The 25591-nt window shown below is 47.1% G+C and carries 22 protein-coding genes; 6 read left to right on the top strand and 16 right to left on the bottom strand.

The window, feature by feature from the left end; genetic code table 11:
- Nucleotides 1-82: 82 nt before the first annotated feature.
- From H7U12_RS19370 to H7U12_RS19315, 12 genes are all read right to left on the bottom strand, one after another.
- The gene (locus tag H7U12_RS19370; RefSeq protein WP_186641222.1) at nt 83-439 is read right to left on the bottom strand and encodes a hypothetical protein; all 357 of its coding nucleotides are present in this window, start codon (nt 437-439) and stop codon (nt 83-85) included.
- A gap of 55 nt (nt 440-494) precedes the next feature.
- Nucleotides 495-710 carry a hypothetical protein gene (locus H7U12_RS19365; RefSeq protein ID WP_186641220.1) on the bottom strand — a complete coding sequence of 72 codons (216 nt, stop codon included), beginning with the start codon at nt 708-710 and terminating at the stop codon, nt 495-497.
- A 91-nt stretch (nt 711-801) separates the two neighbouring features.
- Entirely contained in the window at nt 802-2424 is a 1623-nt protein-coding gene (locus tag H7U12_RS19360; RefSeq protein WP_186641218.1) for an outer membrane beta-barrel protein, read from the bottom strand.
- The gene (locus H7U12_RS19355; protein WP_241749554.1) at nt 2405-2980 is read right to left on the bottom strand and encodes an RNA polymerase sigma factor; all 576 of its coding nucleotides are present in this window, start codon (nt 2978-2980) and stop codon (nt 2405-2407) included. The genes H7U12_RS19360 and H7U12_RS19355 overlap by 20 nt, the downstream gene beginning before the upstream one ends.
- A gap of 219 nt (nt 2981-3199) precedes the next feature.
- On the bottom strand, nt 3200-3937 hold the full coding sequence (locus H7U12_RS19350) for a shikimate dehydrogenase family protein (protein WP_186641216.1): 738 nt from the start codon (nt 3935-3937) through the stop codon (nt 3200-3202).
- A 30-nt stretch (nt 3938-3967) separates the two neighbouring features.
- Nucleotides 3968-4612, bottom strand: coding sequence for a DedA family protein (locus H7U12_RS19345; RefSeq protein WP_186641214.1), 645 nt, complete (start codon nt 4610-4612; stop codon nt 3968-3970).
- A gap of 20 nt (nt 4613-4632) precedes the next feature.
- Entirely contained in the window at nt 4633-5415 is a 783-nt protein-coding gene (locus H7U12_RS19340) for a phosphosulfolactate synthase (RefSeq protein WP_186641212.1), read from the bottom strand.
- 7 nt (nt 5416-5422) lie between these two features.
- Nucleotides 5423-6823, bottom strand: a complete 1401-nt coding sequence (locus H7U12_RS19335; protein ID WP_186641210.1) for a tetratricopeptide repeat protein — start codon at nt 6821-6823, stop codon at nt 5423-5425.
- Between the two features lie 75 nt (nt 6824-6898).
- Nucleotides 6899-7873 carry an NAD-dependent epimerase/dehydratase family protein gene (locus H7U12_RS19330; protein WP_186641208.1) on the bottom strand — a complete coding sequence of 325 codons (975 nt, stop codon included), beginning with the start codon at nt 7871-7873 and terminating at the stop codon, nt 6899-6901.
- A 19-nt stretch (nt 7874-7892) separates the two neighbouring features.
- On the bottom strand, nt 7893-8645 hold the full coding sequence (locus H7U12_RS19325; RefSeq protein WP_186641206.1) for a tyrosine-protein phosphatase: 753 nt from the start codon (nt 8643-8645) through the stop codon (nt 7893-7895).
- A 6-nt stretch (nt 8646-8651) separates the two neighbouring features.
- Nucleotides 8652-11087, bottom strand: a complete 2436-nt coding sequence (locus tag H7U12_RS19320) for a GumC family protein (protein WP_186641204.1) — start codon at nt 11085-11087, stop codon at nt 8652-8654.
- Nucleotides 11088-11102: 15 nt separating this feature from the next.
- Nucleotides 11103-11927 carry a polysaccharide biosynthesis/export family protein gene (locus H7U12_RS19315; protein WP_186641202.1) on the bottom strand — a complete coding sequence of 275 codons (825 nt, stop codon included), beginning with the start codon at nt 11925-11927 and terminating at the stop codon, nt 11103-11105.
- 352 nt (nt 11928-12279) lie between these two features.
- Between H7U12_RS19315 and H7U12_RS19310 the strand changes: the two genes are divergently transcribed.
- The 4 genes from H7U12_RS19310 to hpf all read left to right on the top strand — a co-directional run bounded on the left by H7U12_RS19310 (nt 12280) and on the right by hpf (nt 14977).
- The gene (locus H7U12_RS19310; protein ID WP_186641200.1) at nt 12280-13419 is read left to right on the top strand and encodes an acyl-CoA dehydrogenase; all 1140 of its coding nucleotides are present in this window, start codon (nt 12280-12282) and stop codon (nt 13417-13419) included.
- An 84-nt stretch (nt 13420-13503) separates the two neighbouring features.
- Nucleotides 13504-13698 (top strand): 30S ribosomal protein S21, encoded by a 195-nt coding sequence (rpsU, locus tag H7U12_RS19305; RefSeq protein ID WP_186641198.1) that lies wholly within the window; start codon nt 13504-13506, stop codon nt 13696-13698.
- A 75-nt stretch (nt 13699-13773) separates the two neighbouring features.
- Complete coding sequence (locus H7U12_RS19300) at nt 13774-14652, top strand: tyrosine-type recombinase/integrase (protein WP_186641196.1); 879 nt, start codon at nt 13774-13776, stop codon at nt 14650-14652.
- A gap of 25 nt (nt 14653-14677) precedes the next feature.
- On the top strand, nt 14678-14977 hold the full coding sequence (hpf, locus tag H7U12_RS19295) for a ribosome hibernation-promoting factor, HPF/YfiA family (protein WP_186641194.1): 300 nt from the start codon (nt 14678-14680) through the stop codon (nt 14975-14977).
- A gap of 77 nt (nt 14978-15054) precedes the next feature.
- Here the strand turns inward: hpf and metK are convergent, their stop codons facing one another.
- The gene (gene metK / locus H7U12_RS19290; RefSeq protein ID WP_186641193.1) at nt 15055-16359 is read right to left on the bottom strand and encodes a methionine adenosyltransferase; all 1305 of its coding nucleotides are present in this window, start codon (nt 16357-16359) and stop codon (nt 15055-15057) included.
- Nucleotides 16360-16673: 314 nt separating this feature from the next.
- Here metK and H7U12_RS19285 point away from each other — a divergent pair, with 314 nt between their 5' ends.
- Together H7U12_RS19285 and H7U12_RS19280 are read left to right on the top strand one after the other, a co-directional pair.
- Nucleotides 16674-17489, top strand: a complete 816-nt coding sequence (locus H7U12_RS19285) for a phosphatase PAP2 family protein (RefSeq protein ID WP_186641190.1) — start codon at nt 16674-16676, stop codon at nt 17487-17489.
- Nucleotides 17489-18328, top strand: a complete 840-nt coding sequence (locus H7U12_RS19280) for a phosphatase PAP2 family protein (protein WP_186641188.1) — start codon at nt 17489-17491, stop codon at nt 18326-18328. Before H7U12_RS19285 ends, H7U12_RS19280 begins: the two co-directional genes overlap by 1 nt.
- A 78-nt stretch (nt 18329-18406) precedes the next feature.
- On the opposite strand, the gene H7U12_RS19275 is transcribed toward H7U12_RS19280, so the two are convergent.
- The 3 genes from H7U12_RS19275 to H7U12_RS19265 form a co-directional block, all read right to left on the bottom strand.
- Nucleotides 18407-20794 carry a prolyl oligopeptidase family serine peptidase gene (locus H7U12_RS19275; protein ID WP_186641187.1) on the bottom strand — a complete coding sequence of 796 codons (2388 nt, stop codon included), beginning with the start codon at nt 20792-20794 and terminating at the stop codon, nt 18407-18409.
- 364 nt (nt 20795-21158) lie between these two features.
- A complete protein-coding gene (locus H7U12_RS19270) occupies nt 21159-22523 on the bottom strand; it encodes a RagB/SusD family nutrient uptake outer membrane protein (RefSeq protein ID WP_186641185.1) in 1365 nt (454 codons plus the stop codon).
- Nucleotides 22524-22533: 10 nt separating this feature from the next.
- The gene (locus H7U12_RS19265) at nt 22534-25545 is read right to left on the bottom strand and encodes a SusC/RagA family TonB-linked outer membrane protein (protein WP_186641183.1); all 3012 of its coding nucleotides are present in this window, start codon (nt 25543-25545) and stop codon (nt 22534-22536) included.
- Nucleotides 25546-25591: the final 46 nt, after the last annotated feature.

Here is a 25591-nt window from a genome sequence, read left to right as displayed (position 1 = left end):
CTACTTTACTAAAAGAAAGCAAAAAACGCCACTTCTTCGAAGCGGCGTTGGTGGTTCTTGGGTTGAAAGCTGATCTTCTGCGTTAATTGCACGGCGTCTCGCTCATGGAAAGCAGCTTGACATGCGGGTAAATCACGGGAATAAAACCGGGGCACTTGGGCGCATCGTCCTGCGGAATGGCCCTCATGGTAATGTACAACCGCTTGCCGGGCACCTGGTACACCGGGTACAGGTCAAAGGTATTGACGTAAACGGTATCATTATCGGGCTTTGCGTCTACAATCTGGGCCGCAGCGGTATCCAGCACGGCTAGCACCGTTCCACAGCCTTGGTCCAGGACCACCGCCTCAAAGCAATTGCTTACGACTTCCTCGTCTTCACAACCAGACAGCGCCAGGGTACATGCCATCCCCAGCACGGCCAAACATCCTTTTTTCATGTAACCTGTCACGTTATAGTCTTGATACTGAAGATACTGCTGTATTTTTGATCAATCAAGGCAAAAGGAATGTTTTTCTTTTCGTACGCTTGTCGGCCAAAGCTTTGTTTACTTGCTTCTTCACGTCTGCAATCATCTTTTCTTCTTTCTCACTGAGGACATCCTTGATTTCTTCTTTCAGCCACAGGGCCGAAGCACCCATGTATAAGGGAACAGAAAATAACAATGCCCAGGTTCTTACTACTTTGGGGAGAGAGCAAGTCTTGTTCATACTGGTAAATGGACTTGGTAAGCGCATGCCTTGTTAGAAGAGACCACTAAAGCGAGACATACCCCTACTACTATTTGTAAAGGTAAACTAATTATTTAGCAAGGCGCCAACGGCCGCCAATACTAACGCCCAACTGATAATTCTCCTGCTCGTGCGATTCGCGCAGCAAAGGAGTGAGGGAGTACGTGAATTCAGGTGCGAGGAGGATACTCATCTTCTTGGTGACATCATAGCCTACCCCAATGGAGGTAGTGGTAGCCCACTGTACCGACCGATAAGGGGAATCATCGTCTTTGAAACCATATTTAACAGCTTGCACCTGTTCAGTTTCCGGGGTGATGGAGCTTTGCATGAGCAGGTTCATGTTCACTCCACCAGAGAAAAGCGCATAGATCTTGTTCATGGTCACCCGATAAGCCAGTTTCAGCGGAACGCCCACCTGTTGGTAGCGGTACCTGATGTCGTATTTGTCGGTGCGGTTCACCAACACCGGTTGCGCGGCGGCTTCCCGGGTGAAAGCACTGGACACCAAAGGCACACTTTTACCCGAGCTCAAGTCTGCATTGAGGTTCCCGGGGGCGTAAGCCTGCGCATATCCTCCTTGGTACACCACGTAGGACTGCGTGGTCATCGCCTCGTTCTGAGTGTACAGGATGCCGGTCTCCAGCTGCCACTTGTCATTGAGTTGGTAGCTGGCCCCCACCAAAGCCGTGTATGAGTAAGCCGGCGAGTAGCTGTTGTTGTACTCTTCAATCGCCTCGTGGTACTGCTGCGACATTTGGGATTGCCCCGCCACCGCGCTTTGCATGGGAGGAGCATTGGTATCTATTTTAACGGGTGCGTACGCATACTGCGGGCTATACGCCATAGTTACGCTCCACTTGTAAACGTCTGCTTCTTTGGGTTCATTGCTTTTTGGTGCCGGTTGGTTCTGCGCCAGAGCCGCGCTCAGCGTTTCCTTCTGGAGTAAAATCGTTTTCTCAGGTGCTCCTTTCAGGGAATCCATTGCCAAAGGCAAGGCCTTGACAGGAGCCAATGAATTAGCAACTGAACGGGAAAACTGCTTTTCGTTTCCGATTCTTAAAGCCTGACTTCTTTCTGCCGAAACTTCCTTCTCAGCGGGCGGCACGTTCTCTGCGGTCTCACCTTTAGTGAGAAGCGCTGCGGAAGCGGAGGCGCTCACCTCCTGTTGGGCCACTCTTTCTACCCGGGCAAAACTTTCCTCAGGCGCATTTCTTTCTTTAGTGGAAGCAGCAAACAACGTTTTGCCTGGAGTGAGGTTGGCATCGCTCACGTTCCTGTTTTGGGGCTTGCTTTCTGAAAAGGGCTCTGAAATCGATGTACCCTGCGCGGGTGCCTCTGTGGCTTCCGATACGCTAGCTGGAGCAGGCACCTCCACAGATTCCTCTTCCGGAGAGACTACTCCCGGCCGGTTCTGGAGGGTTGCTAATCCGTTTTGCGGCGGTCCTTCCAAGGTGCTGTCTTGCTGCCACAGGAGAATGCCTCCGGAGATCAGCATCAGCAGAAAAGCGGCGGCTACGGAACGGTACCAGAACACCTGCCGCCGGTACCGGCGTAAGTCCTGGTTCTCCAGTTCACGGTCTATGTTCTCCCAAATACGGGAGGGTGGCGCACTCTCAGCGTCAGAAAAGCCTTTCCGGAAAATGTCTTCCGTTGTGTGGCCTTGTTCGTTCTCAGCCGGTGACTTTTTCATGGTACTGCTGTTTTAACCGCAACAACGCCTGCCGTAAGCTGGCGCGGGCGCGGGAATATTGTGACTTAGAGGTACTCTCGGTGATGTCCAGCATCTCTCCTATTTCTTTGTGGGAGAAGCCTTCAATGGCATACAGGTTGAAAACCGCCTGGTAGCGGGGAGGCAAGGCCCGCACCAGCTCCAGCAGCTCTTCATAGGCAAACTGGCTGTCAATGGAATCTGGCTCAGCGGTCTCCTCGCCCGTCTCTTCCTGCTCGGTTACCATCAGGTGCCGGTTCGCGCGCTGGTGTTTCAGGGCGGTATTGATCACGATCCGTTTGATCCAGAACTCCAGCGGGCATTCGCCCTTAAAATTCTTCAGGTACAGGAACACCTTCACAAAGGAATCCTGCAGAATGTCCTCCGCCTCAAAATCCGTGCGGGCATACCGCTTGCTCACGGCCAGCATCTTGCCCGCATACCGCTGGTACAGCTGCTGCTGGGCATCGCGCTTGCCGGCCACAGCCTTTTTGATCAGGTCTGCCTCGGTAGGATCTTTCGGTTTGAAAATTTTCAACGGAGGAGGGTCATTAAAATGATCTTCTAGAGGTAAGAGCCCTGCACGGTGCCAAAGGTTGCACCACGTTTCGTGAAAAAAATAAAAACATGGCGCACCCTTTCCCTTTCTATTCTCTATCAGAAAGATACCTTTTAAATTATCAGGAAGCCAGAAAGGAAGAAGGAGAAAGAAAGGCTGTTTTAAGGCCTGATTTTAGAAAACAGGCGCAAAACGGGTTTAGGTGTGCCAGATCTGCCAGGCAACTTCGGCCTGCAGGCAGAGCATCTCGTAGCCGTTGATGGTTTTGGCGCCCATCTCTTTCCCGCGTTTCAGGAAAAGCGTCTCGGCGGGATTGTACACCAGATCATAGAGGTAGTGGTGAGAAGACAGCAGCGCGTACGGAATGGCCGGTGCCTCGTCTTGCCTGGGGAAAGTGCCTACCGGCGTCGCGTTCACAATCAGCGAAACCGATGACATGATTCCAGGTGTGAGTTCCTGATAGGTGATGTACCCCGGCTTTTTCTCCCTGGAAACTACTTTATAGGAAATGTTCAGGTAGTCCAGCGCCGCCATCACCGCCTTGGCCGCCCCGCCCGTTCCCAGCACCAAGGCCTGCGACTGCGAGAAACACGGGTAGAAGTGCTGGAGCGATTGCATGAACCCCTGGTAATCTGAATTATGCCCAATGAGCCGTCCCTGGTCAAATTTGATCACGTTTACGGCACCAATGCTGGCTGCCACCGGCTCCAGTTCATCCAGAAACGGAAGGATGTCCTCTTTGTACGGAATGGTGACGTTTAGCCCCTTCAGGTGCGGGTGGGCTTGCAGAAGCGCGGGGAACTCAGAGATGCTGTTCAGCTCAAAGAGATGGTACACACTGTTCTGAATTCCTTCGGTGAGGAATTTCTCGGTGAAATATTTCTGAGAGAAAGAATGGGACAGCCGGTATCCAATTAACCCGTATTCGTTTTCCATCTTGATCAACTGGGGATTGGCTAGACGATTCTACTGGTGCTTGGCACTCATTTTCTGCTTCACCAGCTCAATGATAGGCGGAATAATGGAAATCAAGATAATCCCGAAGATCACGAAGGAGAAGTTCTTCTTCACCGCCGGAATGTTCCCGAAGATGAAACCCGCCACCGTAAATCCAACCACCCACAGCAAACCGCCAATGATGTTGTAAGACAGAAACTTACTGTACTTCATGGTGCCCACGCCAGCCACGAAAGGCGCAAACGTACGGATGATGGGGATGAACCGCGCGAAGATGATGGTCTTGCCGCCATGCTTCTCATAGAAACCCTGCGTTTTCATGAGGTACTCCCGTTTCAGGAAGCGGTAGTCCCGTTTAAATACCTTGGGGCCAAAATAGTCGCCGATGAGGTAGTTTAGGGTATCTCCCAGAAAAGCGGCCACAAAAAGCAAGACCAGCAACACCCAGATATTCAGGACACCGGTAGCCGCAAAAGCCCCGGCGGCAAATAAAAGGGAATCTCCGGGCAGGAAAGGCATTACCACTACACCAGTCTCCACAAAAATGATGAGGAAGAGAATTGCATAGGTCCAGGTACCGTAGTCAGAGATGATCTGGCTGAGGTGCTGGTCCAGGTGCAGAAATAAGTCGATGAACTGGCGGAGTAACTCCATGAAGGTGTAGCTAAGGAAGATTAGAGCAATTTATCTAATAAATCTTTGTCCAGGAAATGGGTAAAAGTGTCGCCTCTCAAGCCCAGACGGATGGTTTCTAAGGGAATAATTTCGTTAGGCGAGATATTGCCCAGGTTAACGTTTGCCCCTAACAGTTTGATGAAGAAAACCTGCTGCGCTTTTTGGGGAGCTTCCCAGATAATCTTCTCAAAAGGAATCTTGGTGAGAATTTCCTCCACCAGACCGCTTCTCACTTCACCCGTTGACCGGAACAGCCCCACGTTTCCGGCTTCTCTTGATTCTCCAATCACTTTCCAGGCGCCGGCATCCAATTCAGCTTGCATCAGGCTGATCCACTTGTAGGGCGGAATGATTTTCTGGTCATCTTTGGAACCCACCTCAGAAAGTACCGTCACCTGCTCCGCCAACGTGCGGATGTACTGGCACTTCAGGTTATGGTCCATCTCAATGGATCCGTCAGAGATTTCGGCGTAGGTGAGTTTATACTTATCCAGCAACCGCCGGTAGTCCTCAAACTGCCCCCGCACGATAAAAGCCTCAAACAAAGTACCGCCAAAGTACACCGGGATACCAGCTTCGCGGTAAATCTCAAGCTTGCGGTCCAGATGCGGCGTCACAAAAGAGGTCGCCCAGCCCAACTTCACAATATCTACGTACTCTCCCGCTACCTCCACAAAATTTTCAGTTTCTCTTAAGCTTAGGCCTTTGTCCATGGCCATCGTGAAACCGCTCTCTCTTGGTTTAGAGGTGCGTTGGGGGAGGTGGGAAAGTTCGTAGTTCATGAAATGTTTATTTACGATACTGATCAATCAGTCGGGCCAGGGCCCGCTGCGACTCCAGTTCGGGAAAGAAATCAAAGAGAAGCTTGTGCTTATCGAAGTCCAAAATTAAAGCATTTTCTAGATAATTATATGCTTGTTTATACTTTCCTGCCGCCAGGCTGTACGCGCACAACCGATATTGCAGTTCTGCCTCGTCGGGCTGCAGCTCTAACGCGTTCAGAAGTAGATCGATAGCTCCCTCGTAGTTCCCCTGCTCGTAGAGAATGATAGACCAGTTTAGCCAGATATCTTTATTCTCTGGCGAAAGCACACTGGCTTGCTCATAGGCTTCCACGCTGGAGATGATGTTTCCCAGTTGGTATTCAGCCGCTGCCAGGGCAAGCCAGTAATCCGCATTATCTGCGTAGAAAGAAATGGCTTTCCGGTAGAAATGAACGGCTTCCATCCATTTTCCCTGCAAGTCCAGAATCACCCCAATGCCAAACCACGCCTCATCCATTTCAGGGGAAAGGTCAATGGCTTTCTGGTAGTATTTGTGAGACAGGTCCCATTGCGAGAGTTTTTCATAGCACTCCCCAATGTTGCACAGGATGTCGGCGTTGGCCTCTGTATGCTCAAGGGCTCCCTGAAACGCCTCAATGGCTTTGGTGAACTCCCCTAAATACACATAGTTGTTGGCCAGGTTCACATACGCCGGCGCCAGGTCGGGCTGAATCAAGGTGGCGTACTCGTAGGCGCCTACTGCCTTCTCATGGTTTCCCAACCTGCTGTACGCCAGCCCCAGGTTAAACCAGGCCATGGCAGAATACGGGTCCTCGTCTACGAACCTCTGGAAAAAAGAAATAACGCCGTCGCCTTCGCCGGTGATTTCAAGGCAGTACAACAGTTCCTGCAAGGCCAGTTCATTCTCTATGTTCAGCAGCAGGCTCTTCTTATAGTACTTCATAGCCGCTTTGAACTTACCCCAGCTCTGGTAAGACAGCCCGATATTGAAATAGATATCGTCTTTCACCTCAGACTGGTCCACGGCCTGCTTAAAGCAGTTGATCGCCAACTCAAAGTCACCTTTCTGGTTGAAGATAATTCCTTTGGTAAGGGGGATGTCTTCATTGTCTGGCTCCATCTGCGCCACTTCCTCCACCAGGTGTAAGGCCTCGTCAAAAGCGCCCAACATGGCCAGTACCTGGGCCTTGTCAATGAGCAATTCTGTGGAGAAAGGATATTGCGTGATGCCTACATCACAGGCTTTCAAGGCCTGGCTGTAGTTAAAGCTATTGGCATAGTAATCTATGATACTCTCATAATCTGAGAGATCGAAGAAAACAGTAGTATTGGCCTCCAGCATGCTTTCAAACCTTTTGACAAGGTCTAAGTCTTCACTGGAGAAATCTTCAAAATTATCGTTCATCTACAAGTAAATCTCAACACGGGCGAACTCGTTCGCGCCCTTTCAATACAACACAATCCCAACAGAAGAAGTGCTTTACAGCGTACCTGCTTTTGCAAGTTCCTCACAACTCCAACGCAGGGTATCTTCCAACGGACGGAACATGATGCCAGTTGCCGCCTTCACTTTCGCATTGGAATAAAAATGCTTTTCTTTCGCGATTCTGGCAGTCTCTTTGGTAATCAACGGTTTTACTCCCGTTAATTTTCCCCGCATACTCTCTAAGCGCCACACAATCTCTGACACCCAGGAAGGCACCTTCACATAAGGAGCTCTCTTCCCCATCAGCACAGCTACCGCCTGGAAAAAATGTTGGTAAGACGTTGTGTGGCCATTGATGATGAAACGCTCCCCCCAGTGGTTTCCGTTCATTAACAGAACCATTGCCTCCACCACATCCCGCACGTCTACGAAGTTAGCATACCCACGAGTAAAGAAGGCGCGCTCCTCGGAAATATATTTGAATAACTGGGTGCTACTGCGGTCCATATCACCGGGACCTAAAATCACCGAGGGGTTAATGATCACGGCTTTCAATCCTTCTGATATACCTCTCCAAACCTCCATTTCAGCGTAATGTTTGGAGAAAGCATACACTGACCTTTCAGCGGCCATGTCCCATTTCACGTCTTCATGTATGAGGTTTTCGCCCTTTTTCCGGTTAACAGCCGCAATAGAGCTAACGTGGCACAGACGTACGTCAGGCTTAATCAGGCAGGCGTCCACGATATTGGCGGTACCTTCTACATTGACTTGCTGAAGCAAACCGGCATCCTGGGGAGCATAGGACACAAATCCGGCACAATGATAGACCTCCTCTACCTCTTGGATCAGGGACCTCAACAACAAAGGATCCAGAATGTCCCCTTCCACCCAATGCAGATTCGGGTGCGAGGTATCTGGAAGCGTTTTCCTATAAAAAGCCGTTACTTTGCACCCTTCACTTAACAGACGCTGCAACAGAAAACGGCCCAGCAGGCCAGTACCACCGGTAATCAGTACATGTTTCAAAAGGAGGTGCAGGTTAAAGTTAGAGCGAGGCGTTTAGAAGCGGTAATTTCATAGCTTCCTGGAATAAGGGCTCTTGGACCACACGCTCCAGCACTCTAATGTGTTTCATGGCGTGTGTATCTGTCCCCAAAAATTCAACCATCTTCTTTTTGATTAGCTGGCGGGCTACTTCCTTGGCCTGACTTGAGTAATAGCCAGCTAAGGAATTGGTATTCACCTGAAATAAAATCCCAGTTTCCCTTAGCGACAGGAGTGCTTCAATTCTTCCATAGAAGTAGGTGTATCGCTCCGGGTGAGCCAACACCGGAGTATAACCAGCTGCCTGGGCCGCAAAAATCACTTGCCGCAGATGGGGCGGCTCGTTCATGTAGGAAGTCTCTATTAAGAGGAACTTACGCTCTCCCCCAAAAGTCAACAGCTCTTCCCCTGCCTGCAGTTTAGCAAAAAACCATTCATCAATGTAATATTCTGCTGCGCAGGAAAGCTCTATGTCCAAACCACGTGCAGCAGTAGCCTCTTGCAGTACATAAAGCTTCTCCCGAATAGCAGCAGGGGTGTTCTTATAGAAGTCCCCCATAATATGCGGAGTCATACAAAGCTTTCTGAACCCCAGTTGGTAGAGAGCTTCCAGAAGCTGCATTGCGTCTTCCAGTGTTGCGGCGCCGTCATCTAACCCCGGAAGAAGGTGCGAGTGCATATCAGCCTGCAGGTCATCAAAGGAAGAGGTAGCTGACTCTTTCTTCTCCCAGAGTTTCCGAAGACCACCCCACATATTTCCTTACTTGAAGATAGATTTCAGTTTATTCCCCATCGTAGGCTTTTCCTCCTCATCATAATAGCCTTGACCATACCCGTAGCCATACCCGTAGCCATACCCGTAGCCATACATGTTTGCACCGCTGACATCATTCAAAATAGCAGCCATGTTGGTGAGGTGGTTTGTACGCACTGTTTTATCAATCCCTTTTAAGAAGGCTTTCTTGGAATAATTAGCTCGGACGATGTACAGAGGAATATCCGCTTTTCTCATAATCAGCACCCCATCTGTCACCAACCCCACTGGTGGACTGTCCACTAGAATAACATCATAGTTCTGGTGCAATTCCTCTAAAACGCTGTCAAAACGACTACCCATGATTAACTCAGATGGGTTGGGAGGAGTAGGACCGGCAGATATAAAATCCAGATCAGAGATAGAGGTTCTCTGTACGCTTTCTGTTACTGAGTGCTTATCAATGAGAATAGTGCTCATCCCTTTGCTATTATCACCGTCCAAAGCAATGTGCACCTTCGGTTTACGCATGTCTAGATCGAGAATGACTACTTTCAAGCCAGACATGGCAATGATACCACCAAGGTTTACCGCCACAAAGGTTTTCCCCTCACCACTGATCGTTGAAGTAACCGAAATAATCCGCTTCTTCTTGGTGGCACTCATAAACTCCAAGTTAGTCCTAATGGAGCGTATGGACTCACTTAAAGCTGATTTAGGGTTCTGGTTTACCACCAGCTTAGAGAAAGGCATCTTCTGCTTATCATAAGAAGGCACCACGCCTAGCACCGGGATAGAAGTATTACGTTCTAATTCCCGAACATTGGTTACCGTATCATGCATCAAATATCGGGTAGCAATCAAACCCACTCCGAGAAACAACCCTCCGGCAATCCCAATAGCGTAGATGATTAACCTATTAGGAGAAATAGGGCTTGATTCATCCGGAAGGTTTGCAGGAGAAAGTATTTGAAAGTCTGGGGTTGTCCCTGCCATGGCAATGCCATATTCAACTCGCTTATTAAGAATTTGTGTAAAGAAACTTTCATAGAGCCCGAAAATACGCTCCAGTCTAGCGCGTTCGGTTTCCTGAGCAGGAGCTTGCAATATTCTTCCGGTAAGCTCACCTTGGGTCCGATCAATATTAGCAATCTTAGTTTGAACCAGACCTCTGCTACCAGTGATAATGTCTCTTAATCTATTTTGAGCAAACTCTAACCGTTCCTCCAATGAGTTATCCGCAAGAGTATTTCCTCTACTAGTTAATCTGACAGTTCTAAGTCGAGTCTGCAAATCACTCAATTCAGTTAACTGCTCAGCCAACTGAGGATCTTGGCTTTCCTGCCCTTGAAGACTGGAAGCAATCATCCCTAAATCTTCATTCCGTTGCACCTTTGATTGAATGGTATTCAGAAGCGACAATTGAAATCGTAGTTCCAGCTTTTCTTTTTCCAACTCCTGCACCTGAGCCAATGCCTCATGCAAACTTGATTTGATATCGTAAGACTTGTTTTGTCTAACAAATCTTTCAATATCGTTCTCTGCTTTTCTCAGGCTGTCTTCCGTCTCTTTTAATTGCTCATTTAAGAAAGTTAGTGTCTGCCTACTAGCTTGATTACTTCTCTCAAGTTTATGTTGCAAATAAACAGCATCTATATTATCTACAATATCATGCGCTTTGAACCTGTCAAAATCTTTGAAAGAGATTTGGATAGTTTTTGATTCTGGATTAAGAATAGTAGTGGTAAGATTATTATTAATGTACCCTTTAAGGAATTTGTCACTATGAACTATAAAGTAGTAAGTCTCACCTACATTAGCAGGTGAGAATTCTGGAGTTGTTTTGATAGTAATTCCGCTATTAGAAAGAACAATGGGGGCACCAACTGAATAAGCAGAATGCTCCCCTTCTTTCCCTATAGATAGATCGAACTTACCTGGAGAACTAAATTTGACATATATCTTCTGATCATATAGACTAAAGTTTGCAGAATCATACGTCACCTCAAAGGGGCTACTTTTATAGAGCTCCGCATCTAAGACCCGTGCCTCTACGTGATAGCTCACTTGCAATGGCATGGTCTTCTTTAGCCTCTCAAAGACAATATTTGATTTAATCAGATCAACTTCACCTTGTAACTTCCCAATGCCGGATTCTACTTTCAAAGCATTATTATTCTCTAACCCAAGAACTCCCGCCTCAGACTGCTCGTCTAATTTGATAGTAGAAGAAGACTCATATACCTTTTTGGTATATCTTAGATAGAGGTAAGAGGCAGAAGCCCCTAAAAAAACAAGCAGTAATACCCAAGGAATGCTGCGCCGTACTACATGCAGAAGGGTGACAAAGTCAATACTTGTTCCACCGTCATCCTCTTCATCTTCAACATTACCCAAACGATGATCCAGTTCATCCAGATCATTGGCTGCCTTTACACTCATGAAATTACTTTGAACTTAGTTAATTATATCTTTAATAACGATATAAGAGGTAAGCACATTGGAAACAGCTCCTACTACCATTAATACATCTCGCAGAGATTCATTGAACACTCTTCTGACAGGCTCTATATAAACCACATCATTCGGCTGTACCCGAAGGCTCGCCTTTTGCAAACCGGCTACAGTAGACAAATCTATCACATGAACAATAGGTTTAGCCGAAGCAACATCCCTTATCAATCGTATATTTTGCGCCTTCCCATTTTCAGGAATCCCGCCTGCCAACGCCAAAACCTCCACCACGTTGATATTCTCGTTGGTGAGCGGAATTACTTTTCCTCCTGCCGCCCCCAGCACAATCACTCTTCTACTGATCACTTGTGAATAAACAAAGGTGTCTCTATAATAAGTTTCAAACCTGCTTTGGAACAGACTATCAGCTTGCGAAACAGTTAACCCTTGCACCGGCACAAACCCAATCATAGGAACCTTCACTTCCCCATTTGGCAGAACCGTATACTCTTGCTGCTCTTTTTGGTTATTTTGTTGAGAAGCTATACTTCGCCCCCCACTATTCCCTGTCTGGGTTAATTCCTGTCGTAAGAAGTTGTTAGGATCTACCAGAATCTCTCCTTTGTTGGTATAGATTCTGATATTCAGGACATCATTTGGCTGAATTCTATAGTTTCTTCCTGCTTCCACCATGGAGGCCCGAAGCAGATCTGCGTTTACGTCGCCTTCCGTTCTAAACATCACGTTCTGCCGGTAAACATTACAGGAACTCAGCTGCACGACCCCAATAAAGAAGAGCAGATAGAAAAACGACTTGCGAAAAGACATACCTAGTTCAAGAGTCTTGATTAAAAAATAATTGTCTGCCCGCTACTTAAGCATAGGTACAGACAAAGCCAATCACAAAGTAAGGCAAAAGTAATGGCTACGCCAAAATCTTATATACAGGAATAAATCTATTCTTAAAACTTCCTTCAAGGTCAATTTTACAGGAACTTTAAAGAATAGTACTATATTATGGGCCCATCACTCTCCTAAGGAGGTAGATTCTGCTCTATGTGAAGCTTTAATCAAACGCACTTTCCACAACATCATTTCCTAACATACGTTAGCTAGTCATCATTTTATGTATTACTTTTATAGAAACTAGGAAACTGGTACAAGGCTAATCAAAACCTTTATGCAACTTATCTACAACGAGAATCAGCAGATGATTGCTGAGATGATCCGCGATTTTGGCGCAAAGTCCATCAAACCTGACATGATGAAGTGGGATGAGTCACAGGAATTCCCAATTCAGGTGTTTAAACAGTTGGGTGAGTTGGGCCTTATGGGTGTGCTAGTACCGCAGGAATATGGAGGCTCAGGCTTTGGGTATTTAGAATATGTCACAGCCATTGCTGAATTATCTAAAATAGATGGATCTATCGGCCTTTCCATGGCGGCGCATAATTCCTTGTGTACCGGCCACATTCTGCAGTTTGGGAATGAGGAGCAGAAAAGGAAATGGCTTCCTATGTTGGCGACCGCCGAATGGATAGGCGCTTGGGGACTGACCGAACCGAATACCGGATCTGACGCAGGCAACATGCGCACCGTAGCGGTTAGAGATGGAGACCACTGGGTTCTCAATGGAGCTAAAAACTTCATTACCCATGGCAAGTCCAGCAACATCGCGGTTGTGATTGCCAGAACCGGTGAGGTGGGTGACTCGCACGGCATGACCGCTTTTGTCATTGAGAAACCAACAGAAGGATTTTCGGCCGGGCGTAAGGAAGATAAATTAGGCATGCGTGCCTCTGAAACAACTGAGTTAATCTTTGAAGATTGCCGCGTACCGCACGAGAACATCTTGGGCGAAGTAGGCGAAGGATTCATCCAGTCCATGAAAGTGCTGGACGGGGGGCGTATTTCCATTGCCGCCTTAAGTTTGGGAATTGCCCAGGGAGCGTATGAGGCTGCATTGGCTTACGCAAAAGAACGCCAGCAATTCAACAAACCTATTGCCCAGTTCCAGGGCATTGCTTTTAAATTAGCCGATATGGCCACCGAGATAGAGGCAGCCTCTCTGCTTACCTACCGAGCCGCTGCTATGAAAAACCGCGGTGAAAACGTAAACAAAGAATCGGCTATGGCTAAGTTGTACGCTTCTGAGGTTTGTGTGCGGGTAGCCAATGAGGGAGTTCAGATATTTGGCGGCTATGGATATACCAAAGACTATCCGGCGGAGAAATACTACCGTGACTCAAAACTTTGCACCATTGGCGAAGGAACTTCAGAAATACAGAAACTTGTTATCTCCAGAGCAGTATTAAAATAATTAGGAATCAGGTATTGACAGTCAAGATATTTGTCAATATCTTTGCACTCCTTAAAACAACTGACTTTAAAATCAATCTATTATATGATCATCATCAACGTAAAGGATAACGAGTCTGTAGACAAAGCCTTAAAGAGATTCAAAAAGAAATTTGAAAGAACTGGCGTATTGAAGCAACTGCGCGCTAGAACCTTCTTCCAGAAGCCTTCTGTTGCTAAGAGAAAGCAGAAAGAAAGAGCTGTCTATAAGCAACAATTGTTCGCGAACGACAACTACTAGTTCTTTATCCCTAGAATTTACGTGGTAATTCCATAAATTAGTGCGTACCGCCTAACCGCGGCTACTTACTAGTTTATGGAATTATTTTTTAAGTACCTCCAGTACGAGAAGCGCTTCAGCCCGCATACCATTATCTCGTACCAAACAGATCTTCAACAGTTTAAGGAATACCTGCAAGAGGTCTATGAACTGGAGGATCTGAAAGTGGCAGACCACGCCATCATCAGGTCTTGGATTGTAACCCTGGTCCAGAAAGACTTGGACAGCCGTACCATTCATAGAAAGATTGCATCCCTCCGCTCCTATTTCCGCTTTCTGGTGCAAAGGGGTCTGCTGGAAACCAACCCAACCATCCGTATAAAAGCCCCGAAGCTCGCCAAAAAGCTGCCAGCGTTTATTCCCGAAGAAGCATTTACCCAGCTTCTGGACCAAGGCGGATTTTCTGACGATTTTAAAGGTCAGCGGGAAAAACTTATCCTGGAGCTGCTGTACGGCACCGGCATGCGTCTGGCGGAGCTCACAAACCTCAAACTGGAAGATATTAACTTATCAGCCAGCACCTTGAAAGTCCTAGGAAAAGGTAACAAAGAGCGCATACTGCCGCTGAACCCATCTTTGGTGGAGGCGTTATCGTTGTACCTACAGCAGCGCCAGGCTACTTTTCCGAAAAACAATTCTCCTTTTCTCTTCGTTACGGATAAAGAGGCTCCCCTCTACCCCAAGTACGTATACCGAGTGGTAACAAAGTATATGAGTGCCGTGTCAACTGCCATGAAAAACAGTCCGCACGTGCTCCGTCACTCGTTTGCCACCCACCTACTGAACCGAGGGGCTGATTTGGGAGCCATCAAAGAATTATTGGGCCATTCCAGTCTGGCGGCAACGCAAGTCTACACCCATAATTCCATTGAGAAGCTCAAAGCGGTCTTTGAGAAAGCTCATCCCAAAGCTTAATTCGTAACACCTAAAGAAGTAAACTATGAAACTGCAAATCCGATCTGTACACTTCACCGCAGACCAAAGTCTGTTAGATTTCCTTCAGAAAAAACTTGACAAGCTAGATACCTTTTTTGACAGGATAGTAAGTGGTGAGGTGGTCCTGCGCGTGCAAAAGCCCGAGTCTCATGACAACAAGCTGGTGGAGGTGAAAGTGTTTGTACCAGGCGCTACCTTATTCTGCTCAGAAGAAGCTGGCACCTTTGAGACCGCCACAGACAAAGCCGTGGAAGACATCAAAAAACAGCTGATCAGGTACAAAGACAAGTTAACTACCCACTAAGTATCTGTAATTTCGATATACAAAAAAGAGCCCCGTTTTGGGGCTCTTTTCATATAAACAGGTCATAAACGCGTTTCTTACAATGAGAACGCAGTTTTAATTTTATCTACGTAGTCTAATTTTTCCCAAGTGAAGGTCTCAAATTCTCTGGTTTCAGATTGGCCATTTGACTGGTAGGTAACTTGTTTCACGCCAGACTCACGCCCCATGTGGCCGTATGCCGCCGTCTCAGAGAAAATTGGGTTCTGCAACCCGAAGCGCTTCACAATGTCATACGGGCGCATCTCAAACAACTCGTTTACCTTGTTGGCAATTTCACCGTCGGTCATTGTTTCGCCGTTGGCACCTTTCACTTTGGTGGTTCCATAGGTAGTCACATACAAGCCTACGGGCTCGGCTACGCCGATGGCATACGCTACCTGCACCAAAGCTTGGTCTGCCACGCCGGCAGCTACCAGGTTCTTGGCAATGTGACGCGCGGCATAAGCCGCCGAACGGTCTACCTTAGAGGAGTCTTTCCCGGAGAAAGCGCCACCGCCGTGGGCACCTTTTCCGCCATAGGTATCCACAATGATTTTACGCCCGGTAAGGCCAGTGTCACCGTGCGGTCCTCCGATCACAAATTTCCCGGTGGGATTGATATGGTAGGTAATATCTTCAGAAAATAAATCAACCGTACGCTGTGGCAGTTGCGCTTTCACTCTAGGAAGCAGAATATTCAATACGTCTTCCTTGATTTTGGCCACCATTTTCTCCTCGGCCTGTTTAGAGGCGGCGCGGTCGTTGGCATCAGAGAGTTCAAACTCATCGTGCTGGGTAGAGATCACCACGGTATCGATCTTCTCTGGAACGTGGGTGTCTGAGTACCGGATGGTTACCTGTGACTTGGCATCTGGGCGGAGGTACGTCATCTCCTTACCTTCCTTCCGGATGGCGGCCAATTCTTTCAGTAACAAGTGAGAAATCTCCAGCGCCAATGGCATGTAGCTATCGGTCTCGTTGGTGGCATACCCGAACATCATGCCCTGGTCGCCGGCTCCCTGATCTTCCGGATTTTCGCGCTCAACGCCTTGGTTGATGTCACCGGACTGCTCATGGATGGTAGATATAACCCCGCACGCCTCGGCATCGAACTTATACTCTGACTTGGTGTAGCCAATGCGGCGAATCACCTCCCGGGCAACTTTCTGGACATCAACGTAGGCCGATGACTTCACCTCGCCACTCAGCACAACCAAACCAGTGGTAACCAGAGTCTCGCAGGCAACTTTAGACTGGGGGTCCTGTTTCAGGAATTCATCTAACAGCGCGTCAGATATTTGATCGGCTACTTTATCCGGATGTCCTTCCGACACCGACTCAGATGTAAAGAGATAAGGCATTATCTAGGATATTATTTCTAAGAAAGGCAGCCCAACATTTAGGCCACTAGGAACAAATTTAGCTTAATTGACGGAGATGCAAAAAACTTGCTTTACAAATACCCGGTTTCTCCACTTATTTCTCCTTGAAAAATCTTATACCGTCTTTCTGATATTCTGTTTTTAAGTTAGTTTCCAGAAAGTAGCTCTAAAACGGCACGCCCATTCATCAAGTCCTTTGCAGTGCGTTTACATATGGCAGAAACCTTTTACCCCCTCCCGCGTTTCAAAAACATCGTAGAAATCTATATTAAGTTAAACCTATTTTTACTCCCATGAAGAGACGCCTTTTTACTCTTGTCATAAGTCTTTTTACCATCACGCAAACGTTTGCCCAATCTTCTTCCCCTTACAAAACTTCCTTTAAGGTTGACGCTCCCATCACGGCCGTTGGAATGGGTCTGAGTGGCTTGGGCCTTTACCTGATGCAGGAGAAAGACCCTTTCACGGAAGACGAGGCGATGAACCTCAGAAAAAGCGATGTCAACAGCTTTGACCGCTTCTCAGCGGGGAACCACAGTTCCAGCGCCAAGAAGGTAAGCGATGTCATGTTATATGGTTCACTGGCGGCTCCCGCTTTGCTTCTGTTTGATTCAGATATAAACGATAACACCGGGCAAGTACTGGCCCTGTACTTGGAGACCATGTCCATCACAGGAACTTTGTTTACCATGGGTTCTGCCGCATTTCCCAGAGCCCGGCCTTTGACCTACAGCCCTGAAGTAGAGATTGGCGAAAAGACGCGTGCTAATTCGCAGAACTCGTTTTTCGCGGGGCACACGGCAGCCGTTTCCACCATTTCGTTCTTTACGGCCAAGGTGTTCCATGACTACAACCCAGATTCTCCGGCTCGTCCGTTTGTATGGGCAGGTGCGGCTCTGGTGCCTGCAGCTGTAGGCTACTTGCGTCTGGAAGCTGGAAAGCACTTCCTCAGCGACAACCTGGTGGGATATGGCGTAGGAGCCGCCGTGGGTATTCTGGTGCCGCAACTACACAAGAAATCAAACCAAACCGGATTCTCCGTATCACCCAGCGTGATTCGGGTACTTGGGCAGAATCAAGATGCGGTAAGCTTTCAGTATAAATTCTGATGAATCGGTTAACCAGCCCATTTCGGTATATTCTGGTCTTTCTGGCACTGTGCCAGTTTGCCTTGACTCCTGCGCGGGCCCAGAGCCCTGAACGCCTGTACCAGACAGATTTGCTCCGCGATGGGCTGATTACCGCCGGTGGGGTGACCATGGCCGTGACCGGATCGCTGCTTCTCACGAACAAAACCCAGTTAACCGAAGCAGACCTGATGTCCATTGATAAAAGCCAGGTAAACAAATTTGACCGATGGGCGGCCGGTAACTACAGCAAGAAAGCCAAGGATGCCAGCGATGTTTTCTTCTATAGCTCCTATGCCCTTCCCTTGCTTTTTTTGGCGGACAAAACGGCCACCCCGCACGCCAAGGACATCTACTTTTTATATGCCGAAACGGTCTCTTTGGCCGGTGGCCTATATGCCTTAACCGCCGGATTGACCCATAGAAAAAGGCCGAACGTCTACGCCACCGATGCCCCCTTAGAGGAACGCCTGCACAAGTATGCCGAGAACTCTTTCTTTGCGGGGCATACCGCGGCTACGGCCAGCGTTGCTTTCTTCACCGCCAAAGTGTTCCATGACCTGCACCCAGACTCGCCCTGGCGCCCGGTGGTGTGGGGAGCCGCGGCGGCTGTTCCCGCCACTGTGGGGTATCTTCGCCTGAAAGCGGGAAAACACTTCTTAAGTGATAACATTGTGGGCTATACCGTAGGTGCTGCCATTGGTATCTTGGTCCCGGAACTGCATAAAAAGAACCGTGAACTAGGCTGGAGGATAACACCGTCGGCGGAACAGGCGCAAGGCGAATTCTTGCAGGGTGTTGCATTGACCAGACGTTTCTAGGCCATTTTCGTTAAATCGGCCGAAAAACAGAAAAGCCCGTCTCTCACGAAACGGGCTTTTCTGTTTTTGAGCCGATTGCTATTTTGGCGATGTTTTATTCAAATTAGCCTCAAAAAGCTTTAAGATACGTTTGTACTCATCGGTCCAGCTGCTGGGCTCTACGAAGCCGTGGTCCTCCACCGGATAAACGGCTAGCTCCCAATTCTCTTTCTTCAGCTCGATTAGGCGCTGTGACAGTCGCACAATGTCCTGGAAATGCACGTTGGTGTCTACCATGCCGTGGCACATCAGGAGCGCCCCTTTCAGCCCCTCGGCAAAATAGATGGGTGAGCTGCGTACGTAGGCAAGGCTGTCATCCTGCGGCTGGTTCAAGATGTTGGAGGTATAGCCGTGGTTATAATGCGACCAATCTGTAACCGAACGCAGGGCGGCACCTGCGGCAAACACATCTGGTTGGGTGAACATGGCCATCAGGGTGATAAAACCGCCGTACGAACCACCATAGATCCCGATGCGCTTGGGGTCTACTCCATGTTTCTCCACCAGCATCTTGGCACCGTCTACGTGGTCACTCAGGTCTTTACCGCCCATGTGCCGGTAGATTCCAGTTCGCCAGTCACGGCCGTAACCGGCGCTTCCGCGGTAGTCAATGTCCAGCACGGTATAGCCTTTGTCTACTAACAGGTTATGGAACATGTATTCCCGGAAATAGGTGCTCCACCACTTATGCGCGTTCTGCAGATACCCCGCGCCATGCACGAAAATCACGGCCGGACCCGTTCCGGTTGCGTTGGCGGGCTTGTACAAGCGGGCGTGCACATCGGCTCCATCGGCGGCTTTGTAGGTGATCACCTCTGGCTCGCGCCAAGGATAGGCATTAAACTCCGGCGTAGTGGACTTGGTGATTTGCACCGGTTTTGCCCCGGGCTTGTTGTCCATCAGGTAAAGCTCCCAAGGTTTATTGGAGTAAGAATACCGAATGGCCAGGTTCTTTTCGTCAGGAGACATGGTCACCTCGTGCGCGCCCGTCATTTTAGTGATCTGCTCCATCTTTCCCCCTTTTAAAGGCATTCTGTAGAAGTGCTGCTCTCCCGGATGCACCTGGTTGGTGCTGAAATACCAGTACTTTTTATCCGATGCCATCTGCACACTCTGTACCTCAAACTTGCCAGTGGTCAAGGCCTTTTTCTGCCCATTCGCTGCATTTACCGTGTACAGATGCGCATAGCCGCTTTCCTCGGAGACAAACCACACGTTTTCATTGTCAGGCATCCACCCAATCTCGCCGGGGCCATAGCCGTTGATCCAGGCATCGTCATGCTGGCGGTCCAGCACCTTGATTGCCCGCGTGGCAGGATCAAACGTCATCAGCCAGCGGTCTTTGTTGTCGTGTGATCGGGCCACCAAAACCGCCTTCCTCCCGTCGGGTGAATAGTAAGGCCCAAACATCATGACTTTTCTCAGGTCTCCGGAGGTCCGGGAAGAGTCTGCTTTTGCTCCTTTCTGATTCTCCCGTTGGTAAGCCGGCTTCTCCTGAAGGCCGGGTAAGCTCTTGAAAGAAACCAAGTAGGTGGTGTCGGCCTGAAGATCATACAGCCCCATTTCATAGCTAGCCTGATCATCGCCTACTTTGTTACGGGTAGGAATTTCCTCTGTATATCCCGAGGCGGTCACATAGTTGGGGACTTGGGCTATCTTGCTGTTCGTGGGCCTGCTTACCAGGCGGTACGTGATGTAGCGCTCATTCGGGCTCAGGACAATATTATCAACCGACTTTTCTTCGGTGTAGATTTCCTTGGGCCTGTTCCGGTAAGCCTCCTTCTGGGCAATACGCTGCTGTTTTCGGTCTTCCTCCCGCTTCTGAATAATCTGCAACAGTTCTGTCTGCTGCTCGCGCAGAAAGCGTTCTTGCGGGTCTTTGATTAGATCCGGATCTATTGGCTTGCGGCCCCTCCTGAAATCAGTCAGCTGCCTTGTCTGGCCGTTGCCTAAGCTCCAGGCATACAGGTTTCCGTCTTTCACATACGTGATTTCCTGTTCATCAAACGCAAAGGCGGGCGAGGATTCCCGCTCAACCGTTTTGGTGAGTTGCCTCAGTTTCCCGGATTTCACGTCTACCAGAAAGAGATCGCCGCCGCGCTCATACAACCGCAGGGTTCTCTTCTGATTATACACTCCTCCCGGCGTGAAGAGTTTCTTCCGCTCAGCAGCGGACACTTTGCTCACCTTTCGGCTGCCACTCTGCAGTACATACAGTGAATCACGCTTGGCTCTCTCCGGATTCCATTGGAAATACACCTGCTTGCTGTCATCAGACCAATAGACATTACTGGGCGAGGTGCCTACCCATTGGGCCGGGTCTTGCATGATCCTCTCTACCGTAAGGGCAGGCTTGGTCTGGGCACTGACGGTGCACAGCGGCAGTATCATGGCTACTACTGCAGATACTGATTTTAGTAAACGCATTTTGAAGCTGTTTTTGAAAAATAGATCTAAAACTGGAATATAAACTATAAGGCCAAAGATGAACGCTTTTTCTGAAATGCTGCATGAAACTACCGTACTTTTACAAAAGCATTTTAATCGTAGTCAAATAACTTCCTGCTACAGCTTATTCTCCATAGCAGTTAATGAGCCATTACAAGATAGAGTTTTCTGGATATTTATCTTCATTTGCCTATGAAACTTCTACATCAATCATGCTCAAGTAATAGAACTCTCTACTCTATCATCATTGAAATTCCTGCACCTAAAAGGATCAGCATTCTGTCCATAAAAAAAGCACCGAAGAATATTCTTCGGTGCTTTTTTTATGGACAGAATGCTGATATTAATTATATCCTGGGTTGTTAGGAAGCAACAACTCATTTGTATTGATAGCACTCTGCGGAATTGGATACAGTGCATCATTTGCCGTTCTACCTTTTGATTCAAGGAAAACAGTAGCTAATGATTTCTGTGGATTTGTAGGAGACGGAGTACGCTTCATATCAGTCCATCTTGTACCTTCAAAAGCCAATTCTACACGTCTTTCGTGGATGACTTTCTGCAAATCTAGGGTAGCCAATTCGCCAAGTCCTCTTCTTGTTCTGATATAATTGATACTAGCCAATGCTTCCGCGTCAGTAGCACTGTTAGAGATTAAGTACTGAGCTTCAGCTGCAATCAGATACATTTCAGAAATACGCAGAACATACAAAGGATGCCCACCAGTACCATTTGGATCTCTATGCTTATAAGAATACCAGCCAGCTGGAGCAGTAGCTACCTGCACTACCGAGGCTTCTTTTCTCTTGTCTCCTGGCTCGTAAGCATCAATCAAAGACTGATCAACCGGCAACTCCGCTCTTCCACCACCTGGCATCGAGGCATGTTGCAAGAAGTAAGAAAGTGAGTTACTACCTTCAGTAGTAGTAAAGTTCAACGTGAAAATATGTTCAGATGACTTGTAAGGAGGAGCCCAAATTGAGTTATAATCAGTCGCAACGGTAAACTTGTTGGACGTGATTACTTCATTAGCATATTGCTTGGCTAATGGGAAGTTCTTACGGATCAAATAAACTCTAGCTAACAGACCTTTTGCAGCCTCAGCAGAAGCAAAGAAATTGTTAGTGAAAGAAGGAGCATTGTCAATACTCAATTTAAGATCTTCGATGATCTTGTTATACACTTCTTCTTCAGTGTTTCTTTTCACTTTGACAACATCTCTGTTATCTACAATTGGCACACCTCCAAACAGAGTCACCAATTTGTAATAAGCGTAAGCTCTTAGAAAATGTGCCTGACCTAACATAGGCTTCTTCACGCTTTCAGCGATGGACGCGTTCGTGTTTAATATCTCAATTAAATCATTGGCTCTTTGTATTGCCACATAAGGCCCACTGAAATATCTAGACACTAAAACGTTATCGGTCAGAATAGCATTATTATCTACTTCACCATGTTGGAAGAAGGTTGCTCGGTAAACCAGGTTATCCGCTGATAGGTCTTCCGTAACGTAGCTAAGGTAAATATAGTTAGTTCCACCTTCTTGCAATGCATCATATATACCAGTCAAAAGCTTTGATGCATCAGATGGCCCCACCAATTCAGGTGCAAGGGACGCTGTCGGGTCAATTTTTAATTGATCTTCACAGGAAGAGGTAAACATCATACCTGCCATCAACAGACATGACAAAAGAACTTTATTTTTCATTCTCAATTAATTAAAAGCTAAGATTTAAACCTAACATATACGTTTTGAATTGAGGGATACTGCCTTGATCCACACCTAGGTTTCCAACCGTATAATCAGAGGTAACTTCAGGATCAAATCCTGAATAGTCAGTAAAGGTTAAAATGTTCTGCCCTGTTAAATATATTCTGGCATTGCTCACTTTGATCTTGGAAGTCAAGGTTCTAGGCAAGTTGTAACCTAATGTTATGTTCTTCAATCTCAAATAGCTGGCATCCTCTAAGTAACGTGACGATCTTCTAGTGTTGTTAGTTCCTGCTGCACCACCTACAATTCTTGGATATTCAGCATTAACATTCTCTGGAGTCCAACGGCCTTCGTACACGTCTTTTGCAACGTTTACTGGAACACCAGCTGTTGCAGTAGCAGCAGCACCTAAACTAGCATATCCTCCTGTACCTTCAGCTGACAAATTATATAGTTCATTTCCATAAGAATACTGGAAGAATACACCAAGATCAAAGTTCTTGTAAGAGAAGTTGTTCGTGATACCACCAAAGAAATCAGGCAACGGGCTTCCTAGATATTGTCTGTCAGCGTCACTGATGACACCATTCTTATCAAGGTCTTCATACATCATGTCACCAGTTTCAGGATTTACTCCTAATGACTTGATCAAGAAGAAAGAACCTAATGGCTGGCCCACCATTGTTCTAGTCACAAATGAACCGTTGATAGGCTGATTCTCATACAGTTCTGTAACCTCATTCTTGAAAGTAGAGACATTCAATGAAGTATTCCATTTGAACTCTCCAGTTAAGTTTTTACTGGAAACTTGAAAATCAAAGCCTTCCCCTCTCATGCTACCGATGTTCTCAAGAATGGTTGAAAAACCAGTTGTACTTGGAATCGGACGGTTTAACAAGAGGTCAGTTGTTTTCTTAGTATAGTAGTCGGCTGAGAAATCAATTCTGCTATTAAATAAAGAGAACTCTAATCCCACATCGAATTGTTTGGTTGTTTCCCATTTCAAATTAGGGCTTCCAATAGCACTCAAAGCTAAACCAGGGCTATCGTTGTAATTAGCACCACTACCAATCAACCTTCTGGAAGCAAAGTTTCCAATACCCTCTTGGTTACCAGTAGTACCATAGCTAGATCTTACTTTCAGGTAATTTAATATCTCATTATTTTTCAAGAAAGACTCTTCTGAGATTATCCAGCCTGCTGACAGAGAAGGGAAGTAACCAAATCTTCCGGCTTCCGGAATTTTAGAAGAACCATCTCTTCTGATAGAGGCACCTAACAGATATTTATCCTCCCAAGTCAAGTTCAACCTTGCCAACATAGACTCAATTCTGAAATTGGTCTGTGAAGCAGTTCCACCAGTAATAGAAGCAGCAGAAGTAAGATAAGGAGTCAAATCAGATGGGAAATTTGTTCCATCTACACGATTGTTCTCTCTGTCATTCCACTGGAATTCATAAACTGCAGTTGCATCTACGAACAGCTTATCATCAAAGAAGTCCTTGCCATAAGATAAGGTCTGCGTAGTTAAGATATTCTGAGTTTGCACATATCCTGAGGAAGCAGAACCATTTGATCCAGCTCCAGAAAGTGAGGTAGTTGGGTTATAGGTTCTTTGATCTAAGTATGTGTAATCCAAACCAAATGCTGAACGGAACTTCAACCCTGGCAGAATATTAGCTTCAATAAATGTACTGTTGAAGATATTTGCAAGATTCACATAGTTAAGAGACTGGAACATATGAACAGGGTTGTTAAAGCTGTTCACTGCAAAAGTACCATCTGCTTTATAAATAGGCTGATCTGGTCTTGCTACCAATGCTCTAGGAAAAGGAGAGAAGATACTGTTGTCTACTGGTGTCTCATCTCTCAAAGATTTAGAAATAGCTAAATTTGATCCCACTCTAAATACATCACTTAACTGGTGCGTAACGTTTGTTCTTATTGAATAGCGCTTAAATTCGCCATTCAACAATGCTCCATCTTGTTTGAAATAGTTCAAAGAAGTATAGAATTGGGTTTTTGAATTACCTCCAGACGTTAGAGAAAGCTGAATGTTCTCAACTTTTGATCTATCCCGCTGAATTTCGTCCAACCAATTAACGTTTGCTTCTGGGTTGTTTACTTGCTCTGGCGTGAACAGAGCAGGCAGTCCAACGGTAGATCTTGCCTCATTATAGAGAGTTCTGTATTCAGATGCGTTAATAAAATCCAGAGTGTTAGTCAATGACTGAACACCTGAATAAGCTGACAGATTTACAGTAGTCTTATCAGACTTGCTTCCAGATTTAGTTGTGATAAGAATCACACCATTAGATCCTCTTGATCCGTAGATAGCAGCTGCGGCGGCGTCTTTCAATACATCAACAGACTCGATGTCCTCGGGATTGAGGTTAGCCAGCGCTGAAATACCAGCACCTGCACTGGAAGGTGTAGCAGCACTGTTACTAGGAAGAATAACACCATCTACCACATAGAGAGGGTCATTTCCAGCAGCGATAGACGAGCGGCCCCTTACTACTATGTTAATAGGAGCACCAGGACGACCTGATCCTGAGTTAACTTGAACACCAGCTACACGACCTTGTAGTGCTTGGGCCACGTTAGGTACAGGTTGGTCCTTAATTTCAGCAGCCTGTACTGTTGAAATTGATGAAGTTACCCTTGCCTTGCTTTGGGTACCATATCCTACTACTACTACTTCTTGAATAGCCTCAGCATCGGTAGACAACCGAACATTTACAGTTGATTGGGTTCCAATAGTAACTTCTTGGTTTGTGTATCCAATAAAGGAGAAAACCAATGATCCTCCTGCGGAAGGAACATTGATAGAATAGGAGCCATTTACGTCCGTTGGTGCGGCGGTCGTAGATCCTTTGAGTTGAACTGTCACACCAGGCATTCCCTCTCCTGTTTGCGCGTCAGTCACTCGTCCTGTTACAGTCCGTGTTTGAGCCCACGCCTGAGTCACAAGCGCCAGCATCAAAACGAAGCTGTATAGTAAAGCTTTCTTCATGTGTTTGGGTTGTTTGTTTATTGTTATAATTTGATTTGATAGCCCA

It is taken from the genome of Rufibacter sediminis (assembly GCF_014269285.1).
In the GTDB taxonomy this organism is placed as follows: Bacteria; Bacteroidota; Bacteroidia; order Cytophagales; family Hymenobacteraceae; genus Nibribacter; species Nibribacter sediminis.
The sequence above is the reverse complement of the archived record's forward strand: the minus strand, read 5'-3'. Positions and strand labels throughout refer to the sequence as shown.

Excerpts from the sequence above, each read along its gene's own strand:
- H7U12_RS19370 (WP_186641222.1), bottom strand. The coding sequence starts at position 439 with ATGAAAAAAGGATGTTTGGCCGTGCTGGGGATGGCATGTACCCTGGCG.
- H7U12_RS19365 (WP_186641220.1), bottom strand. The coding sequence starts at position 710 with ATGAACAAGACTTGCTCTCTCCCCAAAGTAGTAAGAACCTGGGCATTG.
- H7U12_RS19360 (WP_186641218.1), bottom strand. The coding sequence starts at position 2,424 with ATGAAAAAGTCACCGGCTGAGAACGAACAAGGCCACACAACGGAAGAC.
- H7U12_RS19350 (WP_186641216.1), bottom strand. The coding sequence starts at position 3,937 with ATGGAAAACGAATACGGGTTAATTGGATACCGGCTGTCCCATTCTTTC.
- H7U12_RS19345 (WP_186641214.1), bottom strand. The coding sequence starts at position 4,612 with ATGGAGTTACTCCGCCAGTTCATCGACTTATTTCTGCACCTGGACCAG.
- H7U12_RS19340 (WP_186641212.1), bottom strand. The coding sequence starts at position 5,415 with ATGAACTACGAACTTTCCCACCTCCCCCAACGCACCTCTAAACCAAGA.
- H7U12_RS19335 (WP_186641210.1), bottom strand. The coding sequence starts at position 6,823 with ATGAACGATAATTTTGAAGATTTCTCCAGTGAAGACTTAGACCTTGTC.
- H7U12_RS19325 (WP_186641206.1), bottom strand. The coding sequence starts at position 8,645 with ATGTGGGGTGGTCTTCGGAAACTCTGGGAGAAGAAAGAGTCAGCTACC.
- H7U12_RS19320 (WP_186641204.1), bottom strand. The coding sequence starts at position 11,087 with ATGAGTGTAAAGGCAGCCAATGATCTGGATGAACTGGATCATCGTTTG.
- H7U12_RS19315 (WP_186641202.1), bottom strand. The coding sequence starts at position 11,927 with ATGTCTTTTCGCAAGTCGTTTTTCTATCTGCTCTTCTTTATTGGGGTC.
- H7U12_RS19310 (WP_186641200.1), top strand. The coding sequence starts at position 12,280 with ATGCAACTTATCTACAACGAGAATCAGCAGATGATTGCTGAGATGATC.
- rpsU (WP_186641198.1), top strand. The coding sequence starts at position 13,504 with ATGATCATCATCAACGTAAAGGATAACGAGTCTGTAGACAAAGCCTTA.
- H7U12_RS19300 (WP_186641196.1), top strand. The coding sequence starts at position 13,774 with ATGGAATTATTTTTTAAGTACCTCCAGTACGAGAAGCGCTTCAGCCCG.
- hpf (WP_186641194.1), top strand. The coding sequence starts at position 14,678 with ATGAAACTGCAAATCCGATCTGTACACTTCACCGCAGACCAAAGTCTG.
- metK (WP_186641193.1), bottom strand. The coding sequence starts at position 16,359 with ATGCCTTATCTCTTTACATCTGAGTCGGTGTCGGAAGGACATCCGGAT.
- H7U12_RS19285 (WP_186641190.1), top strand. The coding sequence starts at position 16,674 with ATGAAGAGACGCCTTTTTACTCTTGTCATAAGTCTTTTTACCATCACG.
- H7U12_RS19280 (WP_186641188.1), top strand. The coding sequence starts at position 17,489 with ATGAATCGGTTAACCAGCCCATTTCGGTATATTCTGGTCTTTCTGGCA.
- H7U12_RS19275 (WP_186641187.1), bottom strand. The coding sequence starts at position 20,794 with ATGCGTTTACTAAAATCAGTATCTGCAGTAGTAGCCATGATACTGCCG.
- H7U12_RS19270 (WP_186641185.1), bottom strand. The coding sequence starts at position 22,523 with ATGAAAAATAAAGTTCTTTTGTCATGTCTGTTGATGGCAGGTATGATG.
- H7U12_RS19265 (WP_186641183.1), bottom strand. The coding sequence starts at position 25,545 with ATGAAGAAAGCTTTACTATACAGCTTCGTTTTGATGCTGGCGCTTGTG.